15 protein-coding genes and 2 pseudogenes are annotated in these 20,029 nt (G+C 60.2%); 14 read left to right on the top strand and 3 right to left on the bottom strand.

Annotated elements, in window-relative coordinates:
* Positions 1-58: 58 nt before the first annotated feature.
* A complete protein-coding gene (gene rapA / locus AB4O25_RS25375; protein ID WP_460150122.1) occupies positions 59-2,905 on the top strand; it encodes an RNA polymerase-associated protein RapA in 2,847 nt (948 codons plus the stop codon).
* 136 nt (positions 2,906-3,041) lie between these two features.
* Here the strand turns inward: rapA and AB4O25_RS25370 are convergent, their stop codons facing one another.
* On the bottom strand, positions 3,042-4,388 hold the full coding sequence (locus AB4O25_RS25370; RefSeq protein WP_017530450.1) for a spinster family MFS transporter: 1,347 nt from the start codon (positions 4,386-4,388) through the stop codon (positions 3,042-3,044).
* A gap of 250 nt (positions 4,389-4,638) precedes the next feature.
* Here AB4O25_RS25370 and AB4O25_RS25365 point away from each other — a divergent pair, with 250 nt between their 5' ends.
* The 3 genes from AB4O25_RS25365 to AB4O25_RS25355 all read left to right on the top strand — a co-directional run bounded on the left by AB4O25_RS25365 (position 4,639) and on the right by AB4O25_RS25355 (position 9,795).
* A complete protein-coding gene (locus AB4O25_RS25365; protein ID WP_017530449.1) occupies positions 4,639-5,004 on the top strand; it encodes a YkgJ family cysteine cluster protein in 366 nt (121 codons plus the stop codon).
* Between the two features lie 139 nt (positions 5,005-5,143).
* Positions 5,144-7,405, top strand: coding sequence for a putative bifunctional diguanylate cyclase/phosphodiesterase (locus AB4O25_RS25360; RefSeq protein WP_460151002.1), 2,262 nt, complete (start codon positions 5,144-5,146; stop codon positions 7,403-7,405).
* Positions 7,406-7,608: 203 nt separating this feature from the next.
* Positions 7,609-9,795 carry a hypothetical protein gene (locus AB4O25_RS25355; protein ID WP_017530447.1) on the top strand — a complete coding sequence of 729 codons (2,187 nt, stop codon included), beginning with the start codon at positions 7,609-7,611 and terminating at the stop codon, positions 9,793-9,795.
* Between the two features lie 305 nt (positions 9,796-10,100).
* On the opposite strand, the gene AB4O25_RS25350 is transcribed toward AB4O25_RS25355, so the two are convergent.
* A complete protein-coding gene (locus tag AB4O25_RS25350; protein ID WP_017530446.1) occupies positions 10,101-10,403 on the bottom strand; it encodes a DUF2288 domain-containing protein in 303 nt (100 codons plus the stop codon).
* A gap of 341 nt (positions 10,404-10,744) precedes the next feature.
* Here AB4O25_RS25350 and AB4O25_RS25345 point away from each other — a divergent pair, with 341 nt between their 5' ends.
* The 9 genes and pseudogenes from AB4O25_RS25345 (at position 10,745) to AB4O25_RS25305 (ending at position 18,374) form a co-directional block, all read left to right on the top strand.
* Positions 10,745-11,872: a branched-chain amino acid ABC transporter substrate-binding protein gene (locus AB4O25_RS25345; RefSeq protein WP_017530445.1), complete on the top strand. Its 1,128-nt coding sequence runs from the start codon at positions 10,745-10,747 to the stop codon at positions 11,870-11,872.
* Between the two features lie 229 nt (positions 11,873-12,101).
* Complete coding sequence (gene livH, locus AB4O25_RS25340; protein WP_065877136.1) at positions 12,102-13,025, top strand: high-affinity branched-chain amino acid ABC transporter permease LivH; 924 nt, start codon at positions 12,102-12,104, stop codon at positions 13,023-13,025.
* Positions 13,022-14,275 (top strand): high-affinity branched-chain amino acid ABC transporter permease LivM, encoded by a 1,254-nt coding sequence (locus AB4O25_RS25335; RefSeq protein WP_003172374.1) that lies wholly within the window; start codon positions 13,022-13,024, stop codon positions 14,273-14,275. Before livH ends, AB4O25_RS25335 begins: the two co-directional genes overlap by 4 nt.
* The gene (gene livG / locus AB4O25_RS25330; RefSeq protein WP_016975067.1) at positions 14,272-15,039 is read left to right on the top strand and encodes a high-affinity branched-chain amino acid ABC transporter ATP-binding protein LivG; all 768 of its coding nucleotides are present in this window, start codon (positions 14,272-14,274) and stop codon (positions 15,037-15,039) included. Before AB4O25_RS25335 ends, livG begins: the two co-directional genes overlap by 4 nt.
* A gap of 1 nt (position 15,040) precedes the next feature.
* Entirely contained in the window at positions 15,041-15,742 is a 702-nt protein-coding gene (locus AB4O25_RS25325; protein WP_460150121.1) for an ABC transporter ATP-binding protein, read from the top strand.
* 178 nt (positions 15,743-15,920) lie between these two features.
* Positions 15,921-16,217: a BufA1 family periplasmic bufferin-type metallophore gene (locus AB4O25_RS25320; protein ID WP_017529640.1), complete on the top strand. Its 297-nt coding sequence runs from the start codon at positions 15,921-15,923 to the stop codon at positions 16,215-16,217.
* A 24-nt stretch (positions 16,218-16,241) separates the two neighbouring features.
* Positions 16,242-17,120 (top strand): MNIO family bufferin maturase, encoded by an 879-nt coding sequence (gene bufB, locus AB4O25_RS25315; protein ID WP_017529641.1) that lies wholly within the window; start codon positions 16,242-16,244, stop codon positions 17,118-17,120.
* Positions 17,117-17,892: pseudogene (locus tag AB4O25_RS25310) on the top strand (HvfC/BufC N-terminal domain-containing protein). Before bufB ends, AB4O25_RS25310 begins: the two are co-directional and overlap by 4 nt.
* A complete protein-coding gene (locus AB4O25_RS25305; protein WP_017529643.1) occupies positions 17,889-18,374 on the top strand; it encodes a DoxX family protein in 486 nt (161 codons plus the stop codon). Before AB4O25_RS25310 ends, AB4O25_RS25305 begins: the two are co-directional and overlap by 4 nt.
* On the opposite strand, the pseudogene AB4O25_RS25300 reads toward AB4O25_RS25305, so the two are convergent.
* A pseudogene (locus tag AB4O25_RS25300) lies at positions 18,371-19,278 on the bottom strand (LysR family transcriptional regulator). The gene AB4O25_RS25305 and the pseudogene AB4O25_RS25300 overlap by 4 nt on opposite strands.
* A 103-nt stretch (positions 19,279-19,381) precedes the next feature.
* On the opposite strand from AB4O25_RS25300, the gene AB4O25_RS25295 reads away from it, so the two are divergent.
* The gene (locus AB4O25_RS25295) at positions 19,382-19,981 is read left to right on the top strand and encodes a short chain dehydrogenase (RefSeq protein ID WP_065877138.1); all 600 of its coding nucleotides are present in this window, start codon (positions 19,382-19,384) and stop codon (positions 19,979-19,981) included.
* Positions 19,982-20,029 lie beyond the last annotated feature (48 nt).

The raw sequence follows: 20,029 nt of genomic DNA, 5'->3' as shown, positions 1-20,029 counted from the left end.
GGCTGAGGACCTTGTTCCGTTAAGATAGTCGGCTTTTTCACGGCGGGAGTCAGGCAGCATGGCGCAGCAGTATCAACCGGGGCAACGCTGGATTAGTGACAGCGAAGCAGAGCTGGGGTTAGGCACCGTTCTGGCACAGGACGGCCGCTTGTTGACCGTGCTCTATCCGGCCACTGGCGACACTCGCCAGTATGCGCTACGGAATGCGCCCCTGACCCGCGTGAGGTTCTCGCCGGGCGACTCCATCACCCATTTCGAAGGCTGGAAAATGACCGTACAGGAAGTCGACGACGTCGACGGCTTGCTGGTCTACCACGGCCTCAACGGGCAGAACGAGCAGGTCACCCTGCCGGAAACCCAGCTCTCCAACTTCATCCAGTTCCGCCTGGCCAGCGACCGTCTGTTCGCCGGGCAGATCGACCCGCTGGCCTGGTTCTCGCTGCGCTACCACACTCTGGAGCACACCAGCCGCCAATTGCAGTCCTCGCTGTGGGGCCTGGGTGGCGTGCGTGCGCAACCTATTGCCCACCAACTGCACATCGCCCGCGAAGTGGCTGACCGCATCGCGCCACGGGTGTTGCTGGCCGACGAAGTGGGCCTGGGCAAGACCATCGAAGCCGGCCTGGTCATCCACCGCCAGTTGCTGTCGGGCCGCGCCAACCGTGTGTTGATCCTGGTACCGGAAAACCTGCAGCACCAATGGCTGGTGGAAATGCGCCGCCGCTTCAACCTGCAGGTTGCGTTGTTCGATGAAGAACGCTTTATCGAAAGCGATGCCGCCAACCCGTTCGAAGACACCCAGTTGGCCCTGGTGGCCCTGGAATGGCTGGTGGACGATGAGAAGGCCCAGGACGCGCTGTTCGCCGCCGGCTGGGACCTGCTGGTAGTCGACGAAGCCCACCACCTGGTCTGGCATGAAGAAAAGGCCAGCGCGGAATACGCACTGGTGGAGCAACTGGCCGAGGTGATTCCTGGCGTGCTGCTGCTCACCGCTACTCCGGAGCAACTGGGCCAGGACAGCCACTTCGCGCGCCTGCGCCTGTTGGATCCGAACCGTTTCCATGACCTGCAAGCCTTCCGCGCCGAAAGCGAAAACTATCGCCCGGTGGCCGAAGCCGTGCAGGAGCTACTCGATAAGGGCCGCCTGTCACCGGCGGCGCACAAGACCATCCAGGGTTTCCTCGGCAACGAAGGCGAAGCGCTGCTCAGCGCCGTCAACGATGGCGACACCGAAGCCGGTGCACGCCTGGTGCGTGAGCTGCTCGACCGCCACGGCACCGGCCGCGTGCTGTTCCGCAATACCCGCGCCGCCGTGCAAGGCTTCCCCGAGCGCAAGCTGCACGCCTACCCGATGCCGAACCCGGACGAATACCTGGAACTGCCACTGGGCGAACACGCCGAGCTGTACCCGGAAGTCAGCTTCCAATCGCAGCCGGACATCGAGGAAGAAAACCGCTGGTGGCGCTTCGACCCACGGGTGGAGTGGCTGATCGACCAGCTGAAAATGCTCAAGCGCACCAAGGTGCTGGTGATCTGCGCCCACGCCGAAACCGCCATGGACCTGGAAGACGCCCTGCGCGTGCGTTCCGGCATCCCGGCCACGGTGTTCCACGAGGGCATGAACATCCTCGAGCGCGACCGCGCGGCGGCCTACTTTGCCGATGAAGAATTCGGCGCCCAGGTGCTGATCTGCTCGGAAATCGGCAGCGAAGGTCGCAACTTCCAGTTCGCCCACCACTTGGTGCTGTTCGACCTGCCGTCGCACCCCGACCTGTTGGAACAGCGCATCGGCCGTCTGGACCGGATCGGCCAGAAGCATGTGATCGAATTGCACGTACCGTACCTGGAAACCAGCCCGCAAGAGCGCCTGTTCCAGTGGTACCACGAAGCGCTGAATGCGTTCCTCAACACCTGCCCGACCGGCAACGCCCTGCAGCATCAGTTTGGGCCACGCCTGTTGCCGCTGCTGGAAAGCGCCGACGACGGCGAGTGGCAAGCCCTGATCGACGAAGCCCGCGCCGAGCGTGAGCGCCTGGAGCAGGAACTGCACACTGGTCGCGACCGCCTGCTGGAGCTTAATTCCGGCGGCGCGGGTGAAGGCGATGCGCTGGTCGAAGACATCCTTGAGCAGGACGATCAGTTCGCCCTGCCGATCTATATGGAAACCCTGTTCGACGCGTTCGGCATCGACAGCGAAGACCACTCGGAAAATGCACTGATCCTCAAGCCGAGCGAAAAAATGCTCGACGCCAGCTTCCCCCTGGGCGACGACGAAGGCGTGACCATCACCTACGACCGTAACCAGGCGCTGTCACGCGAAGACATGCAGTTCATCACCTGGGAACACCCGATGGTGCAGGGCGGCATGGACCTGGTGTTGTCCGGCTCCATGGGCAACACCGCCGTGGCGCTGATCAAGAACAAGGCGCTCAAGCCGGGCACCGTATTGCTCGAACTGCTCTACGTCAGCGAAGTGGTTGCGCCGCGCTCGCTGCAACTGGGCCGCTACCTGCCGCCGGCTGCGCTGCGCTGCCTGCTGGACACCAACGGCAATGACCTTTCCGGCCGCGTCTCGTTCGAAACCTTGAACGACCAACTCGAAAGCGTGCCCCGCGCCAGCGCCAACAAGTTCGTACAGGCCCAACGCGATCAACTCACCCCGCGCATCAACGCCGGTGAAGAGAAGATCACCCCGCGCCACGCCGAACGCGTGGCCGAGGCCAAGCGCCGCCTGGCAGCGGACACCGACGAAGAGCTGGCACGCCTGAGCGCCTTGCAAGCGGTCAACCCGACCGTGCGTGACAGCGAACTGGTTGCCCTGCGCCACCAGCGCGAGCAAGGCCTGGCCATGCTCGACAAGGCAGCGCTGCGACTGGAAGCGATTCGGGTGCTGGTGGCGGGTTGATCAGCATTTGAGTCAAAAAAAGGCCCGCAATGCGGGTCTTTTTATTGGCCTTGAGGGCCTCATCGGGAGCAAGCCCCCACATTTGACCGCGTATCCATGTGGGAGGGGGCTTGCTCCCGATAGCGTCACCACTGTCTCAGGCCGTAGCCACCGCAACCGGCACCTCAACCGCACTCAACCCCTCTTTCATCCGCTTGGCATCGCGCACAAAACTGCGCGAGGCCTGGAACAGAAACAGCATGGTCAAGAACAGCGCCACCGGGATCAGGTACATGGCGTCGTGCAGGCCCACCGCTTTATAAGCCTCGGTCATCTGTTCAGCCCCCGCTGCGTACATCGCCGAATGGGCAAAGTGATCGGACAAGCCGCCCACCACGATCGGCCCCATGCCGCCGCCGAGCAAATACAACCCGGCAAAGAACAACGCCATCGCGGTCGCCCGCAGGCGTGGCTCAACCACATCCTGGATGGCCGTGTACACGCAGGTATAGAAGTTGTAAGCGAACAACCAACCCACACTGAACAGAGCCACGAACACACCAATCTCGATGCGCCCGGCATGCAAGGCCCAAGCGGTGGTGACGGTGGAAATGATCAGGCTGAACGCGGCGAACAACAGCCGTCCATTGGCGATGCGTTGATGGATCTTGTCGGCAATCCAGCCGCCCAGGGTCAGGCCCACCAGGCCGGTCAAGCCGACGATGACGCCAGTGGCCACCGCCGCGTCCTGCAACGGCATGAGGAAATAACGTTGCAGCATCGGCACCAGAAACGAATTGCACGCATAGGTGGCGAAGTTAAAACACAGCCCCGCCAACACCAGCCAGAGGAAGGTCGGTACCGCCAGGACGCGGCGAATCGGGCGGTCGACGCGTTCCTGGGACACTTGCACGGTTTCGGCCGCACCGCGCTTGGGCTCCTTGATATAGAACATGAAGACCGCGAGGATCAGCCCCGGCACCGCGGCAATAAAGAACGGCGCACGCCAGCTGTCGAACGCCTTGACCATTGCGCCGATGGTGAAGAACGCCAACAACAGCCCCAGCGGCAGGCCCAGCATGAAAATCCCCATGGCCCGGGCCCGGCGGTGCGCCGGGAACAAATCGCCGATCAGCGAGTTGGCGGCCGGCGCATAACTGGCTTCGCCGATACCAATGCCCATGCGCACCAGCAAAAAACTCCAGAAACTGCCGACGAGCCCGTTGATCGCCGTCAGCCCGCTCCAGGCAAACAGGCCCCACCCCATCAGTTTGCTGCGCGAACCGGTGTCGGCCATGCGCCCCAGCGGCAACCCGGCGATGGCGTAGACGATGGTGAAGGCGGTGCCGATGATGCCGAGCTGGAAGTCGCTCAGGTGCCACTCCATGCGGATTGGCTCGATGATGATCGCGGGGATGGTGCGATCGAAGAAGTTGAACAGGTTGGCGAGGAACAGCAGGAACAGAATGCGCCAGGCATTCGCCGCTTGGGTCGAGTTCTGCATGGGTCCGTCTCTTTTATTGTTATGAGAGCTGCGATGCCCGATGCATCCTGCTCAGGTACCTGCAACATAGTCAGGCGCGCGACGGTTGTCTGTAATGATTCGTAAGGCTGATAGGGCGTAATTTCGCCCGTCGTTACGGGACTTTCCTGACAAAAATATATGTGTGTGCCCCCTTCCTAATGGCCATGGCATGGATAGAATGGCGAGCCTTCCCGTCGTTCCCCTCCCTTACTTTTTATTGATGACGCCCATGTCCGAAGCCAGTCCGTGTCTGAGTTGCGGTGCCTGCTGTTCATACTTTCGTGTGTCTTTCTTCTGGGGCGAGTGCGCCTCATCGGGCGGCACCGTGCCCGATGACCTGGTGGTGCAGATCAACCCCACCCGCGTGGCGATGATCGGCACCGACCAAAAACCCGCACGATGCTGCAGCCTTGAGGGCGAAGTGGGCAAAGGCACGCGTTGCTCGATTTATGAGCAACGCGCAAGCCCTTGCCGAGAATTCGATGCATCGTGGAGCCAGGGTGAACACAACGTCGATTGCGATGCCGCGCGCGCCGCATTCGGCCTGCCGCCGCTGCAAGCCCCATTCGATTTGGACCTGCCCATCAGCGCTTAGCAGCGAACGCTATGGATGCGATGCCAAATTAGTTAAAGGCAAAGTGCCATTATCCGTGGAAAATCCCGCGCGGCTTCTATACTCGAGCCCATAGGTCACCGCCCTAGGCAGTGACGTGGGAGCTATGACGGGGCGTGCTATGGAATGGCTGGGGCTGATTTTTTTCACCGACCTTCCAGAAAACGGGCACTTATTGCTCAATTGCAGCCATAACCCTTTTCTGGTGCTGCTGGCTTATTTGGTCGCCTGCGCAGCTGGCTTCGGCACGCTGGACATGGCTGAGCGGGTCGGCCATGTCGAAGACCCCACCGCCCGTCGCCACTGGCGCTGGCTCGGTGCCAGCTGCCTGGCAGGCGGTATCTGGTCCACCCACTTCATCAGCATGCTGGCCCTCCAGGCGCCCATCGCCATTCATTACGAATTGATCACAACGTTCGCCTCGCTGGTCATCGCCCTGATCGCCTCGTTGTTCGCCATGCGCACCCTCAGCCATACGAACCTGCAGCTGCATCAATACCTGCTGGCATCGCTGTGGATGGGGCTGGGCATTGCCTTGATGCATTACGTCGGTATGTCGGCCATGCGCTCCCAGGCCCTGGTGTATTTTGAGACCGGGCGCTTCTTCGCCTCAGTGGTTATCGCCATTGGGGCCAGCCTGGCCGCGCTATTGTTGTCGAGCTACCTGCGCACCGGCGCGGGCATGTTTCATCAATTGCTCAAATACGCCGCCAGCCTGGTGTTGGGCGCGGGCATTCTGAGCATGCATTTCACCGGCATGGCCGCCATGCAGATGCTGGTGCCGGACGGGGCGGACCTATCATTGCCCCTGGCCGATAACCCCACGCAACTAGGCCTGTCGGTGGCGGTGATCACCCTGCTGGTGATCGGCAGCAGCATCAGCGCGGCCCTGGCGGACAAGAAGCTGCAACACAAGGAGCGCGACCTGCGTCGGGTCAATACGCTGCTCAGCGAACTGGACCAGGCCCGCGTCTCACTGCAACAGGTCGCGCATTACGACGCGCTGACCGATTTGCTCAATCGCCGAGGCTTCAACCAGATTTTTGCAGAGAAAATCGCGGAAAAAACCGTTTCAGGTGGCATGCTGGCGGTTATCTTCCTCGATATCGACCACTTCAAGCGTATCAACGACAGCCTCGGTCATGACGCCGGTGACCAACTGCTCACCGTACTGGCCGGCCATATCAAAGGCTCTGTGCGAAGCCATGCGGACGTAGTCGCACGGTTTGGCGGCGATGAATTCTGCATCCTGATCAGCATTCACCACCGCGACGAAGCCCGGCACCTGGCTCAACGCATTTTGCAAAAAATGAAAGAGCCGGTCGAACTGGCCGGCCGCCGCATGGTGATGACCACCAGTATTGGCATCAGCCTGTTTCCCGACGACGGCCAGACCTGCGAAGAACTGCTCAAAACCGCCGACATGGCGCTGTACCAGTCCAAAGACGCCGGGCGTAACAGCTTGCATTTCTTCAGCTCCAACCTGAAGACCCGGGCCTTCCTCGAGCTGCAATTGGAAGAAGAGCTGCGCAGTGCCCTGCACACCCAGAAACAACTGGTGCTGTTTTACCAACCGATCTTCGACATGCAACTGGGCAAGGTAACGCGCCTGGAAGCCTTAGTGCGCTGGCAGCACCCGCAGCATGGTTTGCTGGCCCCGGACCGCTTTATCGGCATCGCCGAAAGCAATGGGTTGATCGCTGAACTGGATCACTGGGTCCTGCGCCAGGCCTGTCATGACTTGAGCCTGCTCTCCGACAAGGGTTACACCGAACTGACGATGGCCATAAATTGCTCGGCCCTGAACCTGGCCCGTGATGAACTGGCGGACGAAATCGAAGATGCCCTGCGCTTCAGCGGGATCGCTGCAAACCGCCTGGAACTGGAAGTCACTGAAAACGCCTTGATGGGAAATATCAGCAGCACCCTCGCGTTGCTGCGCCAACTCCGCGCCCTGGGCGTGTCGCTGGCCATCGATGACTTTGGTACCGGTTACTCCTCGCTCGCCTACCTCAAGCGCCTTCCGCTCAACATGTTGAAGATCGATCGATCGTTTATCCAAGACATTCCCAAGTCGAGCGCTGACCTCGAGATCGTCCAGGCGATTATCGGCATCGCCCACACCCTGCACTTGCGGGTCGTGACCGAGGGCGTGGAAACCCAGGCCCAGTTCGAGCTATTGCATGACCACGGCTGTGATTTCATTCAAGGCTATCTACTGAGCCCGGCGGTGCCCGTCAGTGACATTATTGGCGTAATGCAAGGCATCGACAGACACAACCCGCTTCGTTCGCTCGCTACGGCGGGTGCCCAAAAGGCGCGTTCGCCAAGCGAGCCAGCCCCTGGTCGAAGCGGTGCTTTCATCGTCCGGCCAATACGCTGACGCCCAAACTTTGGCATTTCGCCATCAGTTAGCTAAAGATCGCCGACAAACGGCCGATTCATCAGAGTCCGGCCAGGTTTTCCTTGAGAACACAGGGACACGCCCGAACACGCCGGACAAGGACGCACTGCAAAGTCGCGAACACCCATTCCGTGATGGCCATTTGATTCTTTTCAGCCATCCGCCCAGGCACATGGCGCACAATGACTTCTAAAAATAACCCTGCCACCGTGGTATCCGACGTGTTGCCCACAGCTCCTGCGGACAAACCCTCAGGTTCAAAGTCATTGAGCACCACACGCCCGCTGGCCACCCAGCAGTACCTGTACTTCACCGAAACCAATACTGACCGCATCCTCGACAACCTCGACGGCCTGCGCGACATGGTGTTCCCGCGCCCGCCCCATCTTGAAGGCGACAGCGATCCGCGCAGCGAACAGGAATTTCCCTCGGTGTGCCTGATCGGCCTGGGCCGCTGCGGTTCCAACATTGCGCTGGACGTGGCGGAGTTGGTCTATAACGCGCGCAAGTTCTACCTGAACGAATTCAGTAACGAAGACAAACTTCAATTTAAAAAGACCCAGGGCTACAGCCCCACCCAGTGGATCCGCAATAACCTGCGCCTGGGCGGCGGCAAACCCAGCAAACCGGTGTTCCTGGTGGAGCCACTGGTGATGCTGGGCGACCTGGACAAAGACATTGCCGGGCGCATCCGCTTTTCGCGCAAGGGCGAAAAAAGCGGGTTCCTGCGCGACTACAGCAAGATGAAAATCATGGACCTCTCCGAAGTCCATGCCGGCGGCGCCGGTAACGCGCCGATCCTCGGCCAGTACCTGGCCAAGATCATCCTCAACAAAGACACCCAGCGCTTCTCCAGCCCCGACTGGAAGATGATCCACTCGTACCTGATCGACTCGTGCGGCATCAAGGCCAACCAGTCGCGCCTGTATTTTTCGATTTTCAGCGCCGGCGGCGGTACCGGCTCGGGCATGGCCTCGGAGTTCGGCCTGGCCCAGCAGCACTCGTACATGAACAAAACGTTCGACACCAAGCCCGCCGACGAGCACGACAGCAAGAGCGGCCACGCATTTGTGTTCGAGCCGATCTTTACCAGCGGCATCTGCGTGCTGCCGAATATTTCCGATCACCGCAGTGAAATGTCCGAGGCGCTGCACATCAACGCCGGGCGACTGCTGTGCAAGTACCTGTCGGAGGAATGGGACTTCTCGTACAACTTCGCCAATGAAGACAGCAGCGAAGCCAGCGTGAAAGGCCGTATCCGCCCGTGGAACGCGATGATGCTGATTTCCAACGACATCATGCGGTACGCCGAAGAGAGCGATGACGGCAACATCCAGAACATTGACGTCAATGCCATGGAAAAACACGCCAACCAGTACATCTCCCAACAGATCTTCAACATTCTCACCGCCCAGGCCGTGACCACCGACTACGACCAGAACTACTTCCGTCGCGCCGGCATCGACATCGGCGAAACCATCCGTCTGGATGCCAACGACCTGTTTATGAGCCTGGCGGGCCCGGTGGCAATTGCCTACGCCGAATCCGTCGTCCCGGAAACCCCGGCGCCGTCGAATGACAAGTTCAAAGTGTTCGAAAAAGAGCCGCAGCGCCTGAACATCGACGACCTGTTCTTCCGCTCCATCGACTTGCCGCACTTCAACAAGGTCACCCAGGCCATCGAAGGCATCAGCCTGTTGCCGATCGAATCCAAGCGTTACAAGGCGTCTCTGGAGCAGTACAAGAACTCCGGCTACGACGCGGCGGCGCTGCACGACCTGCACTTCTTCAAGAACTGCTCGTCGGTGGTGTCCATCGTCTCGCTGCCCAAGGACTACAAGCTGTCCTATATGGACCTGAACCGGCTCAAGACCCACCTCAACAGCCTGTTCCCCAACACCACGCTCAAACGTTACGCGCTGGTGATCGGCGCGTCGGCCAACCTTTCGCTGACCACCCTGATCGCCAAAAGCCCCTGCCTGTCGGATGATTTCCTGACGCTGATCGTGGCCTTTATCAAGCGCTGCTTCGCCCGTAACCCGTACCGCTTCGACGATACGCTGGACAACTCGATCCTGGACTTCATCATCCATGAGGACTTCGATGAAGACCGCATCGACGAGTTGCTCAACGAATTCGAGAACCCGGCCAAGATCCTCGACACCAACTGGTATGCGATCAAGCCGATGTATGAGAAGAAGTACCGCGAGCTGATCAACGACAAAGACAAGTTTGTGTCGATCAATGACATTCGCCTGTCACGCGATTGCGTGAAGAAGGCGATTAAGTACCTGCGCGAGATTTACCGTCATCGCATCGGCAAGACCAAGGTTATTTCGCTGAATAACCATACGGGCAAGACCGCTTAGACCAAAGCGCCCGTTCGCGAGCAAGCCCGCGCCCCTACCTGACCGCATGTGCACTGAGATTCGGTCATGTGGGGGCGCGGGCTTGTTCGCGAACGGGCGCTAGACCCGGCAACTGATTTTCTCAGCCTGGAATACTTGGAAACAATTGCCCGCCGTCTCGGCCGCTCTTGTAACTGTTCCCGTGACGTTTACGTCACCCTGACCTGTGACCTTTCTCTACGGCAAGGTGCCATCACGGGCTCGGCGGTTACTCCGCTACACACTTGCCGCACCAGGATCACGCACCTTTTTCGTGCGGACTTTTCTTACGCTGCCCTTTCCTGGATCAGAATCCACGGCGAAACCACCACCGCCCACAGGCTCGGATCGCGCTCAACCAGGTCCAATGCCCGCGTGGCAGACACTTCGCCAAGGCTCCCGGCGGCCAGCCAGGCGGCGACTTTGTCGCGGTTATCCTCGGCCATTCCTTCGGCCGCCTCGATCAAATCCAGACCGGCGTCGACCCACAATAGGGCACCCTTGGCAAAGAACGGTTCAAGCTCCTTCCAGGAAATTTCGGCGGTTTCACCGAGCAGCTTGGCATAGAGGGTGCTAGGTTCTTGCGTCATGGGAATCCACCTTGGGAAAAAATCGGCGCAATCATAACGTCGCAGCCCAGGTAGAAAAACCCAGTTGCAAATGAGTCATCGAGAGAAAGTGTCAGGAACGCCAAGGATTGCCCGAAAGTCTGGCACCACCCCGCCGCTATTCTGTCTCTTTCTTTCATTTATGCGACACACCCGGGTTTTGCCCCCAGCAGCCAGCTTTTCAAGCGATCAACCGGCGCTCTACACTGTACCGGTACAGTTGCCAGGGCACTGCCGGGGGGATATCCGAGATATCTGATCCGGTTCAGCAGCTCACGAGGCCGCTAGAACTATAAAAAATACAACAGTAAGAGTGGAGCACTATGAATAAGGCTACTAAGCAGATTTCCAAACTGTTTGCCGCTATGGTCCTGGCTGGGGTTGCCGGCCATTCGTTCGCAGCTGACACCATCAAGATCGGCATCGCCGGCCCCAAGACCGGTCCTGTAACGCAATACGGTGACATGCAGTTCATGGGTGCCAAACAAGCCATCGCCGACATCAACGCCAAGGGCGGCGTTGACGGCAAGATGCTTGAAGCCAAGGAATACGACGACGCTTGCGATCCTAAACAAGCCGTTGCCGTGGCCAACAAAGTGGTCAACGACGGCGTCAAGTTCGTGGTCGGTCACCTCTGCTCCAGCTCCACTCAGCCCGCGTCGGATATTTATGAAGACGAAGGCGTCATCATGATTACTCCTGCCGCTACCAGCCCGGAGATTACTTCCCGTGGCTACAAGCTGATCTTCCGTACCATCGGCCTCGACAGCGCCCAGGGCCCGGCGGCCGGCAACTACATCGCCGACCACGTGAAGCCGAAAATCGTTGCCGTGCTGCACGACAAGCAACAATACGGTGAAGGTATCGCCACCGCCGTCAAGCAGACCCTTGAGAAGAAAGGCGTGAAGGTTGCCGTCTTCGAAGGCCTGAACGCCGGTGACAAGGACTTCTCCTCGATCATCCAGAAACTCAAGCAAGCCAACGTCGACTTCGTCTACTACGGCGGCTACCACCCAGAGCTGGGCCTGATCCTGCGCCAGTCCAAGGAAAAAGGCCTGAACGCCAAGTTCATGGGCCCAGAGGGCGTCGGCAACGACTCCATCTCGCAAATCGCCCAAGACGCCTCCGAAGGCCTGCTGGTCACCCTGCCGAAGTCCTTCGACACCGACCCTGCCAACAAAGCCATCGTTGAAGAGTTCGCCAAGAACAAGCAGGACCCAACCGGTCCGTTCGTATTCCCGGCCTACTCGGCCATTGAAGTCATCGCCGGTGGTATCAAGGCAGCCAAGAGCGAAGACACCGCCAAAGTGGCCGAAGCCATTCACGCCGGTACCTTCAAGACCCCAACCGGCGACCTGAGCTTCGACGCCAAGGGCGACCTGAAGGACTTCAAGTTCGTGGTCTACGAATGGCACTTCGGCAAACCTAAAACCGAAGTTTCCCCTCAGTAAGCCAGGCGTTACTGGCCCTACAAGCCCACTGTGAAAGCAGTGGGCTTTGTTTTACGAGGTTTATGGGCCTGTCACCCGCGATCCGGGCGCTGGCTCACCTGAAAATCTTAAAACCGTCACCAGCGGTTCGCTGGCAAACGCTTTGTGCAAATGTGCTCACAGAACACAGCACGGGGCCGGAACATGACTCCACCAGTGAAATGCGTATCGGGTTTTTAGGAGCGCTGTAATGCCTGAGATCTATCATTTTTTCCAACAGCTGGTTAATGGCCTGACCATTGGCAGCACCTATGCCTTGATAGCCATTGGCTACACAATGGTTTACGGCATCATTGGAATGATCAACTTCGCCCATGGCGAGGTGTACATGATTGGTTCCTACGTGGCCTTCATCGCCCTTGCCGGGCTGGCCATGATGGGTATCCACTCCCTGCCGCTGTTGATGACCGCCGCGTTCCTTGCGTCGATCGTCGTGACCAGTGCCTATGGCTACAGTATCGAGCGCGTTGCCTACCGCCCCCTGCGTGGCAGCAACCGTTTGATCCCGTTGATTTCCGCCATCGGCATGTCGATTTTCCTGCAGAACACCGTATTGCTGTCCCAGGACTCCAAGGATAAATCCATCCCCAACCTGATCCCGGGGAGCTTCTCCTTCGGCCCGGGTGGCGCGGAAGAAGTCCTGATTTCCTACATGCAAGTGCTGGTCTTCGTCGTCACCCTGGTGGCCATGCTCGGCCTGACCCTGTTCATCTCCCGCTCCCGTCTGGGGCGCGCCTGCCGGGCGTGCGCTGAAGACATCAAGATGGCCAACCTGCTGGGCATCAACACCAACAACATCATCGCCCTGACCTTCGTGATCGGCGCCGCGCTGGCAGCCGTCGCGGCGGTACTGCTGAGCATGCAGTACGGGGTGATCAACCCCAACGCCGGTTTCCTGGTAGGCCTCAAGGCCTTTACTGCGGCGGTATTGGGCGGCATCGGCAGTATCCCGGGCGCGATGCTCGGCGGGCTGGTGCTGGGTGTGGCCGAAGCGTTCGGCGCCGATATCTTCGGCGACCAGTACAAGGACGTCGTGGCGTTCGGCCTGTTGGTTCTGGTGCTGTTGTTCCGTCCGACCGGCATCCTGGGCCGTCCGGAGGTTGAGAAAGTATGAGCAGATATCTTAAATCGGCGTTCTTCAGCGCCCTGCTGGTGTGGGCCGTGGCCTTCCCGGTACTCGGCCTCAAGCTGAGCATTGTCGGGATCAACCTTGAAGTGCATGGCACAGGTCCCGTGACCCTGACCATCATTGCCCTGTGCTCGGTGCTGATGTTCCTGCGTGTGCTATTCACCCAGCAGGTCGGTGCCTTGTTCAAGGGCAACCGCGCTCCGTTGGTGTCGCCCAAGGTCAGCCAATTCCTGACCCTGCCGCGCACCCAGCGCTACATCATCATCGGCCTGATCGTGGCCGCGCTGATCTGGCCGTTCTTCGGCTCGCGCGGCGCCGTCGACATCGCCACCCTGATCCTGATCTACGTGTTACTGGGCCTGGGCCTGAACATCGTGGTGGGTCTGGCCGGCCTGCTTGACCTGGGTTATGTGGGCTTCTATGCCGTGGGTGCCTACACCTACGCGCTGCTCTCGCACTACCTGGGCTGGAGCTTCTGGATCTGCCTGCCATTGGCCGGCATGGCAGCCGCCACGTTCGGGTTCCTGCTGGGCTTCCCGGTGCTGCGTCTGCGCGGTGACTATCTGGCGATCGTGACCCTGGGCTTCGGCGAGATCATTCGCCTGTTCCTGCGTAACCTCACCGATATCACCGGTGGCCCCAACGGCATCAGCAGCATCCCCAAGCCAACGTTCTTCGGGCTGTCGTTCGACCGCAGCGCCGCTGAAGGCATGCAGACCTTCCACGAGTACTTCGGGATCGCCTACAACCCGGTGAGCAAAGTGGTGTTCCTGTACCTGGTGGCGCTGTTGCTGGCATTGGCCGCCCTGTTCGTGATCAACCGCCTGCTGCGCATGCCAATCGGCCGTGCGTGGGAAGCGCTGCGCGAAGATGAGATCGCCTGCCGCGCGCTGGGGCTGAACCCGACCATCATCAAGCTCTCCGCGTTCACCCTGGGTGCTGCGTTCGCCGGTTTCGCCGGTAGCTTCTTCGCGGCTCGCCAGGGCCTGGTGACCCCGGAGTCGTTCACCTTTATCGAGTCGGCGATCATCCTCGCCATCGTGGTATTGGGTGGCATGGGCTCACAGCTGGGCGTGATCCTGGCCGCGATCGTGATGATCCTGCTGCCGGAAATGATGCGTGAGTTCAGCGAATACCGCATGTTGATGTTCGGCGCCATGATGGTGCTGATGATGATCTGGCGCCCTCAAGGCCTGCTGCCCATGCAACGTCCTCACATGGAGCTGCGCAAATGAGCCGCGAGATCCTGAAAGTCGAAAACTTGAGCATGCGCTTCGGCGGCTTGCTGGCGGTCAACGGCGTAGCCCTGACCGTGAAAGAGAAACAAGTGGTTGCGTTGATCGGCCCCAACGGCGCGGGCAAAACCACGGTGTTCAACTGCCTCACCGGTTTTTACAAGCCGAGCGGCGGCAGCATCCTGCTGGACGGCCAGCCGATCCAGGGCCTGGCCGGTCACGAGATCGCCCGCAAGGGCGTGGTGCGGACCTTCCAGAACGTGCGGTTGTTCAAGGACATGACGGCGGTCGAAAACCTGCTGATCGCCCAGCACCGTCACTTGAACACCAACTTCTTCGCCGGCCTGTTCAAGACCCCCGCGTTCCGCAAAAGCGAGCGCGAGGCCATGGAATATGCGGAGTACTGGCTGGACAAGGTCAACCTCACCGAGTTTGCCAACCGCCCTGCCGGCACCCTGGCCTATGGGCAGCAACGTCGCCTGGAAATCGCCCGCTGCATGATGACCCGCCCGCGGATCCTGATGCTCGACGAACCGGCCGCCGGCCTGAACCCCAAGGAAACCGAAGACCTCAAGGCGCTGATCAGCGTGCTGCGTGAGGAAAACAACGCCACGGTGCTGTTGATCGAACACGACATGAAACTGGTCATGAGCATTTCCGACCATATCGTGGTGATCAACCAGGGCACGCCACTGGCCGACGGGACGCCGGAGCAGATCCGCGACAATCCTGAAGTGATCAAAGCCTATTTGGGGGAAGCGTAAAATGCTGCAATTCGAAAACGTTTCCACTTTTTACGGCAAGATCCAGGCCCTGCACAGCGTCAATGTGGAAGTGCGCCAGGGTGAGATCGTGACCCTGATCGGCGCCAACGGCGCCGGCAAGTCCACCCTGCTGATGACCTTGTGCGGTTCGCCCCAGGCGCACAGCGGCAGCATCCGCTACCTGGGTGAAGAACTGGTGGGCCAGCAGTCGTCGCAGATCATGCGCAAGAGCATTGCGGTGGTGCCGGAAGGCCGTCGTGTGTTCTCGCGCCTGACCGTCGAAGAGAACCTGGCCATGGGCGGGTTCTTCACCGACAAGGGCGACTACCAAGAGCAGATGGACAAGGTGCTGCACCTGTTCCCCCGGCTCAAGGAGCGCTTCAGCCAACGCGGCGGCACCATGTCCGGCGGCGAGCAGCAAATGCTCGCCATCGGCCGCGCACTGATGAGCAAACCCAAGCTGTTGCTGCTGGACGAACCGTCCCTGGGCCTGGCGCCGATCATCATCCAGCAGATTTTCGACATCATCGAACAGCTGCGCAAAGACGGTGTGACCGTGTTTCTGGTGGAACAGAACGCCAACCAGGCGCTAAAAATCGCCGACCGCGCCTACGTACTGGAAAACGGCCGGGTAGTGATGCAAGGCACGGGTGAGCAGTTGCTGACCGATCCGAAGGTGCGCGAGGCCTATTTGGGCGGTTAACCCACGGTTGCTGTAGATACCGGCGCAAAAAATGTGGGAGGGGTGTTGCCCCTCCCACATTTGTTTTGTGTGCTATGAAGTTTTTTTGACTGAGGTTGTAACGAACTCAGTCCCCCCGTCTCTAGTGGTGCATGCAGGCAATCGAGCCTGCGCATTCAACCACTGCTGGAGAAACACCATGACCACCAAACTGTCCGCCGCTACCCTCGTCCTGGCCCTGGGTTCCGCCCTGAGCCTGTCCGCCCTGACAGGCACCGCCCACGCCGCCGACGACATGCAAAAATGCTTCGGCGTCGCTGAAGCCGGCAAGAACGATTGCGCCGCGGGCGCCGGCACTTCCTGCGCCGGCACCTCGAAAACCAAAGACCAGGCCAACGCCTGGAAACTGGTCCCCGCCGGTACTTGCACCCAAACCCCAAGCTCCACCTCGCCGACCGGCTTTGGCCAGGAAGCGGCCTTCACCGCCAAGTCCTGAACCGCCACCACAGCCTGAGCACCGATGATGCCCCGTTCATCCCCGACAGCCGTCTCCCAGGCCCAGGCGCCCGGCCTCCCCTCTCGGGCGGGGCTGGGGCTCAAGCGCGAGCACTTCAGCGAAGTGCTCCATACCTGCCCCGACATCGGTTTTTTTGAAGTGCACGCCGAAAACTATATGGTGGCCGGCGGCCCGTTTCATCACTACCTGGGGTTGATCCGCGAGCAGTACCCGCTGTCATTGCACGGCGTGGGCCTGTCCATCGGCGGCGAAGGCCCGCTGAATGCCGAGCACCTGACACGTTTGAGCAGGCTGATCGAGCGCTATCAACCTCAGTCCTTTTCCGAACACCTGGCCTGGTCGAGCCATGGCGAGGTGTTTCTCAATGACCTGCTGCCCCTGGCCTACGACGCCGATACCCTGGACCGGGTGTGCGCCCACGTCGACCAGGTACAAAGTGCCCTCAAGCGACGGATGCTGCTGGAAAATCCGTCTACCTACCTGCAGTTCCAACGCTCCACCCTGGACGAAACCGAGTTTCTCAGCGAGATCATCCGACGTACCGGTTGCGGCCTGCTGCTCGATGTAAACAACGTGTATGTGTCGTGCATCAACCATCAGCGCGACCCGTTGGCCTACATCAACGCCTTGCCACTGCACGCGGTGGGTGAGATTCATCTGGCCGGTTTTGCCGAAGACACCGACAGCCTGGGTGATCGCCTGCTGATCGATGATCACGGCGCGCCCGTTGCCAGCACCGTATGGCATCTGTACGAGCAAGTACTGGCGCGCATCGGCCCGATGGCCACGCTGATCGAGCGCGACAACCACGTGCCCGCCTTCGGTGTATTGATGACCGAAGCCCGGCGGGCCGAATGGCATCTGACGCAGGCACGCTCATGAGCGTTCAAACCATATTTGCCAACGCCTTGTTGGCGCCCGACCAGCCTTGCCCCGACGGCCTGTTCAGCAGCAACGGAGCCGACCCGCAAAGCCGCTTTGCGGTGTACCGCAACAATGTGCACAGCTCATTGATCAACGCATTGGTGGCTGCTTACCCCGTCACCCTGCAACTGGTGGGCGATGATTTTTTCGCGCAATGGCCAGCGTTTACGTACAAACATCGCCACCCGGCAGCCCGTTGATCAGCGAGTACGGCAGCACATTCGCCGATTTCATCCAGGGCTTCAAACCTGCCGCCAGCGTGCCTTACCTGGCGGACATCGCACGCCTGGAGCGCCATCGAGTGCGCGCCTATCACGCAGCGGACGCCCGGCCACTCGACCCGCTCAGCGTGCTCCAGCAACTGCAAGGCTCAACAGACCTCGGGCAACTGCGCCTGCAACTGCACCCGTCCCTCGCCACGCTCACTTCGCCCTACGCCATTGTCGCGATTTGGGCAGCGCACCAGGTCGAGGGCGCCGTGGCCACCTTGAACCCCTGGCATGCTCAAGCCGCACTGGTCTTGCGCCACGGGCTGGAGGTCAAGGTGTTTGCCATCGACAGCGGCGCGGCGGCGTTTATCGACAGTCTGAACCAGGGCACGGCATTGGAAATGGCCGTGGCGCAGGCCCTCGAAGCCTCGGCCGACTTCAACCTGCAGCAATGCCTGTCGCTGCTGATCAGCCACGACGCCATCACTCAACTCCTTCCAGAACAAAAGGTATCGCTATGAATATCCGCCCTTCGTGCCTGATCAAACAGGTCATCGCCGTTTTTGAAAAAATCCCCTACAGCCTGATCGCCTTTATCGCACGGTTCTCCATTGCCGCCGTGTTCTGGAAGTCCGGGCAAACCAAGGTTGAAGGTTTTGCCATTGACCTGGTCAGCGGCACCTTCCAGCTCGGCGAACCCAGGCTTGCCGCCTCCACCTTGCCGCTGTTTCGCAGCGAATACCACGTGCCGTTGCTGTCGCCGCAGGTGGCCGCGCATATGGCGGCATTCGCCGAACACTTCTTCCCGGTGCTGATCCTGGTGGGGTTCGCCACGCGCTTCTCGGCCCTGGCCTTGATCGGTATGACACTGGTCATTCAGCTATTCGTCTACCCCGACGCTTACCCCACCCACGGCACTTGGGTCGCCTTGATGCTGCTGTTGGTCGCCAAGGGACCGGGGCGTTTGTCCATCGACCAACTGATTGCACGCCGCTATCGCTAAAGCCGATCCAACGCCTCGCCGCTGCGCTTGAACCAATCCACCAGGTAGTCTGCCAGCACTTGGGTGCGACGCGGCAACCCCCTTGATAGGGATGCACCAGGTACATCGGCAGGCTCCGCGTCTGGTAATCCCGCAACAACCAGCGTAATCGGCCGTCAGCCAACTCCGCCGGCAGCACGTAGGACGGCAGGCGGGCGATACCGGCGCCCACCAAGGCGGCCTTCTTCAACAAATTGTAATGGTTGGAGGCGAACGTGCCGCTGACCCGCACGCGCAATAGCTCATGTTGTTGGTGATACAGCCACTCTTCGCGGCCACTGTAGTGGCTGTTGAGCAGGCAGTTGTGGACGGCCAGGTCGGCGGGAGTCTGGGGTTCGCCGTACTGGTCCAGATAGGCCGGGCTGGCACAGGTCATTTCGTGCCAGGCCAGCAGCGGCCTGGCCACCAGGCGCTGGTTTTCAAGCGCGCCCGAACGCACCCCCAGGTCAAAACCGTCCCGCGCCAGGTCGCGGTAGCTGTTGTTGAGTTCCAGCTCGATCTGCACCTGGGGGTACTGCCTGGAAAATTCCAGCAACAACCCATCGAAGAATGTATCGCCTAACGAAACGGGAACTGTCATACGCACCGGCCCGGCCAAATCATCCTTGAGTCGCGCCAAGGCCTGACGGGCGCGATCCACCTGTACCACCAGCGCCTGGGCCTGCGGCAACAACGCCGCGCCGGCTGCCGTGAGGCTCAGTTTGCGGGTGGTGCGATGCAGCAGCACCACGCCAAACTGCGCCTCCAACTGGCTGATGCGCTTGGACAACTGCCCTTTACTGCAGCCCAGTTGCTCGGCCGCCACGGTAAAGCTGCCGGCTTCGATAAGCACGGCAAAGGCTGCCAGGTCATCCATCTCGCTCATGGATTGTTTCCAATTGAAAACCAAAGGTTGCCTATTAGCACGTTTATTCACCTGAAAAGCCACCCTAGACTGGACCCTCATTGACCCCTGGAGTAACTGCATCATGAAAATTCTATTGATTGGCGCCAGCGGCACCGTCGGATCGCAGGTCAAGGCGGAACTGGCCCAGCGTCACGAGGTGATCAGCATCGGCCGCAACAGCGGTGACTTTCAGGTAGATATCAGTGACAGCGCCTCGATCCGCAAACTGTTCGAACAGACCGGTAAGTTCGATGCCCTGGTGTGTGCGGCAGGCCGCGTGAATTTCGTGGCACTGGGCGACATGAGCGAAAGCGATTTCGAGCTGGGCCTGCGTGACAAGCTGATGGGCCAGGTGAATCTGCTGTTGATCGGCCGCGAATACGCCAACGACGGTGCGTCGTTCACCTTGACCAGCGGCATCCTCAACCGTGACCCGATTCGTACCGGCGCGTCGGCCGCGCTGGTCAACGGCGCAATCGACGCTTTTGTGAAAGCGGCCGCGATCGAACTGCCACGGGGCTTGCGCGTCAATGCCGTCAGCCCGACGGTGCTGGTGGAGGCCATGGGCAGCTATGCACCCTATTTCCGCGGCTACAAACCGGCCAGCGGCGCCGATGTGGCCTTGGCCTACGCCAAAAGTGTGGAAGGCTTGCAGACGGGTCAGACATTCATCGTGGGTTGAATGCCACGTCTGTCAGAAACGCCTGAAGCTGGCAGGCGGGCTTGTGAT

It is taken from the genome of Pseudomonas sp. S3_A03 (assembly GCF_054668275.1).
This window is presented reverse-complemented; position numbering and strand designations above follow the sequence as displayed.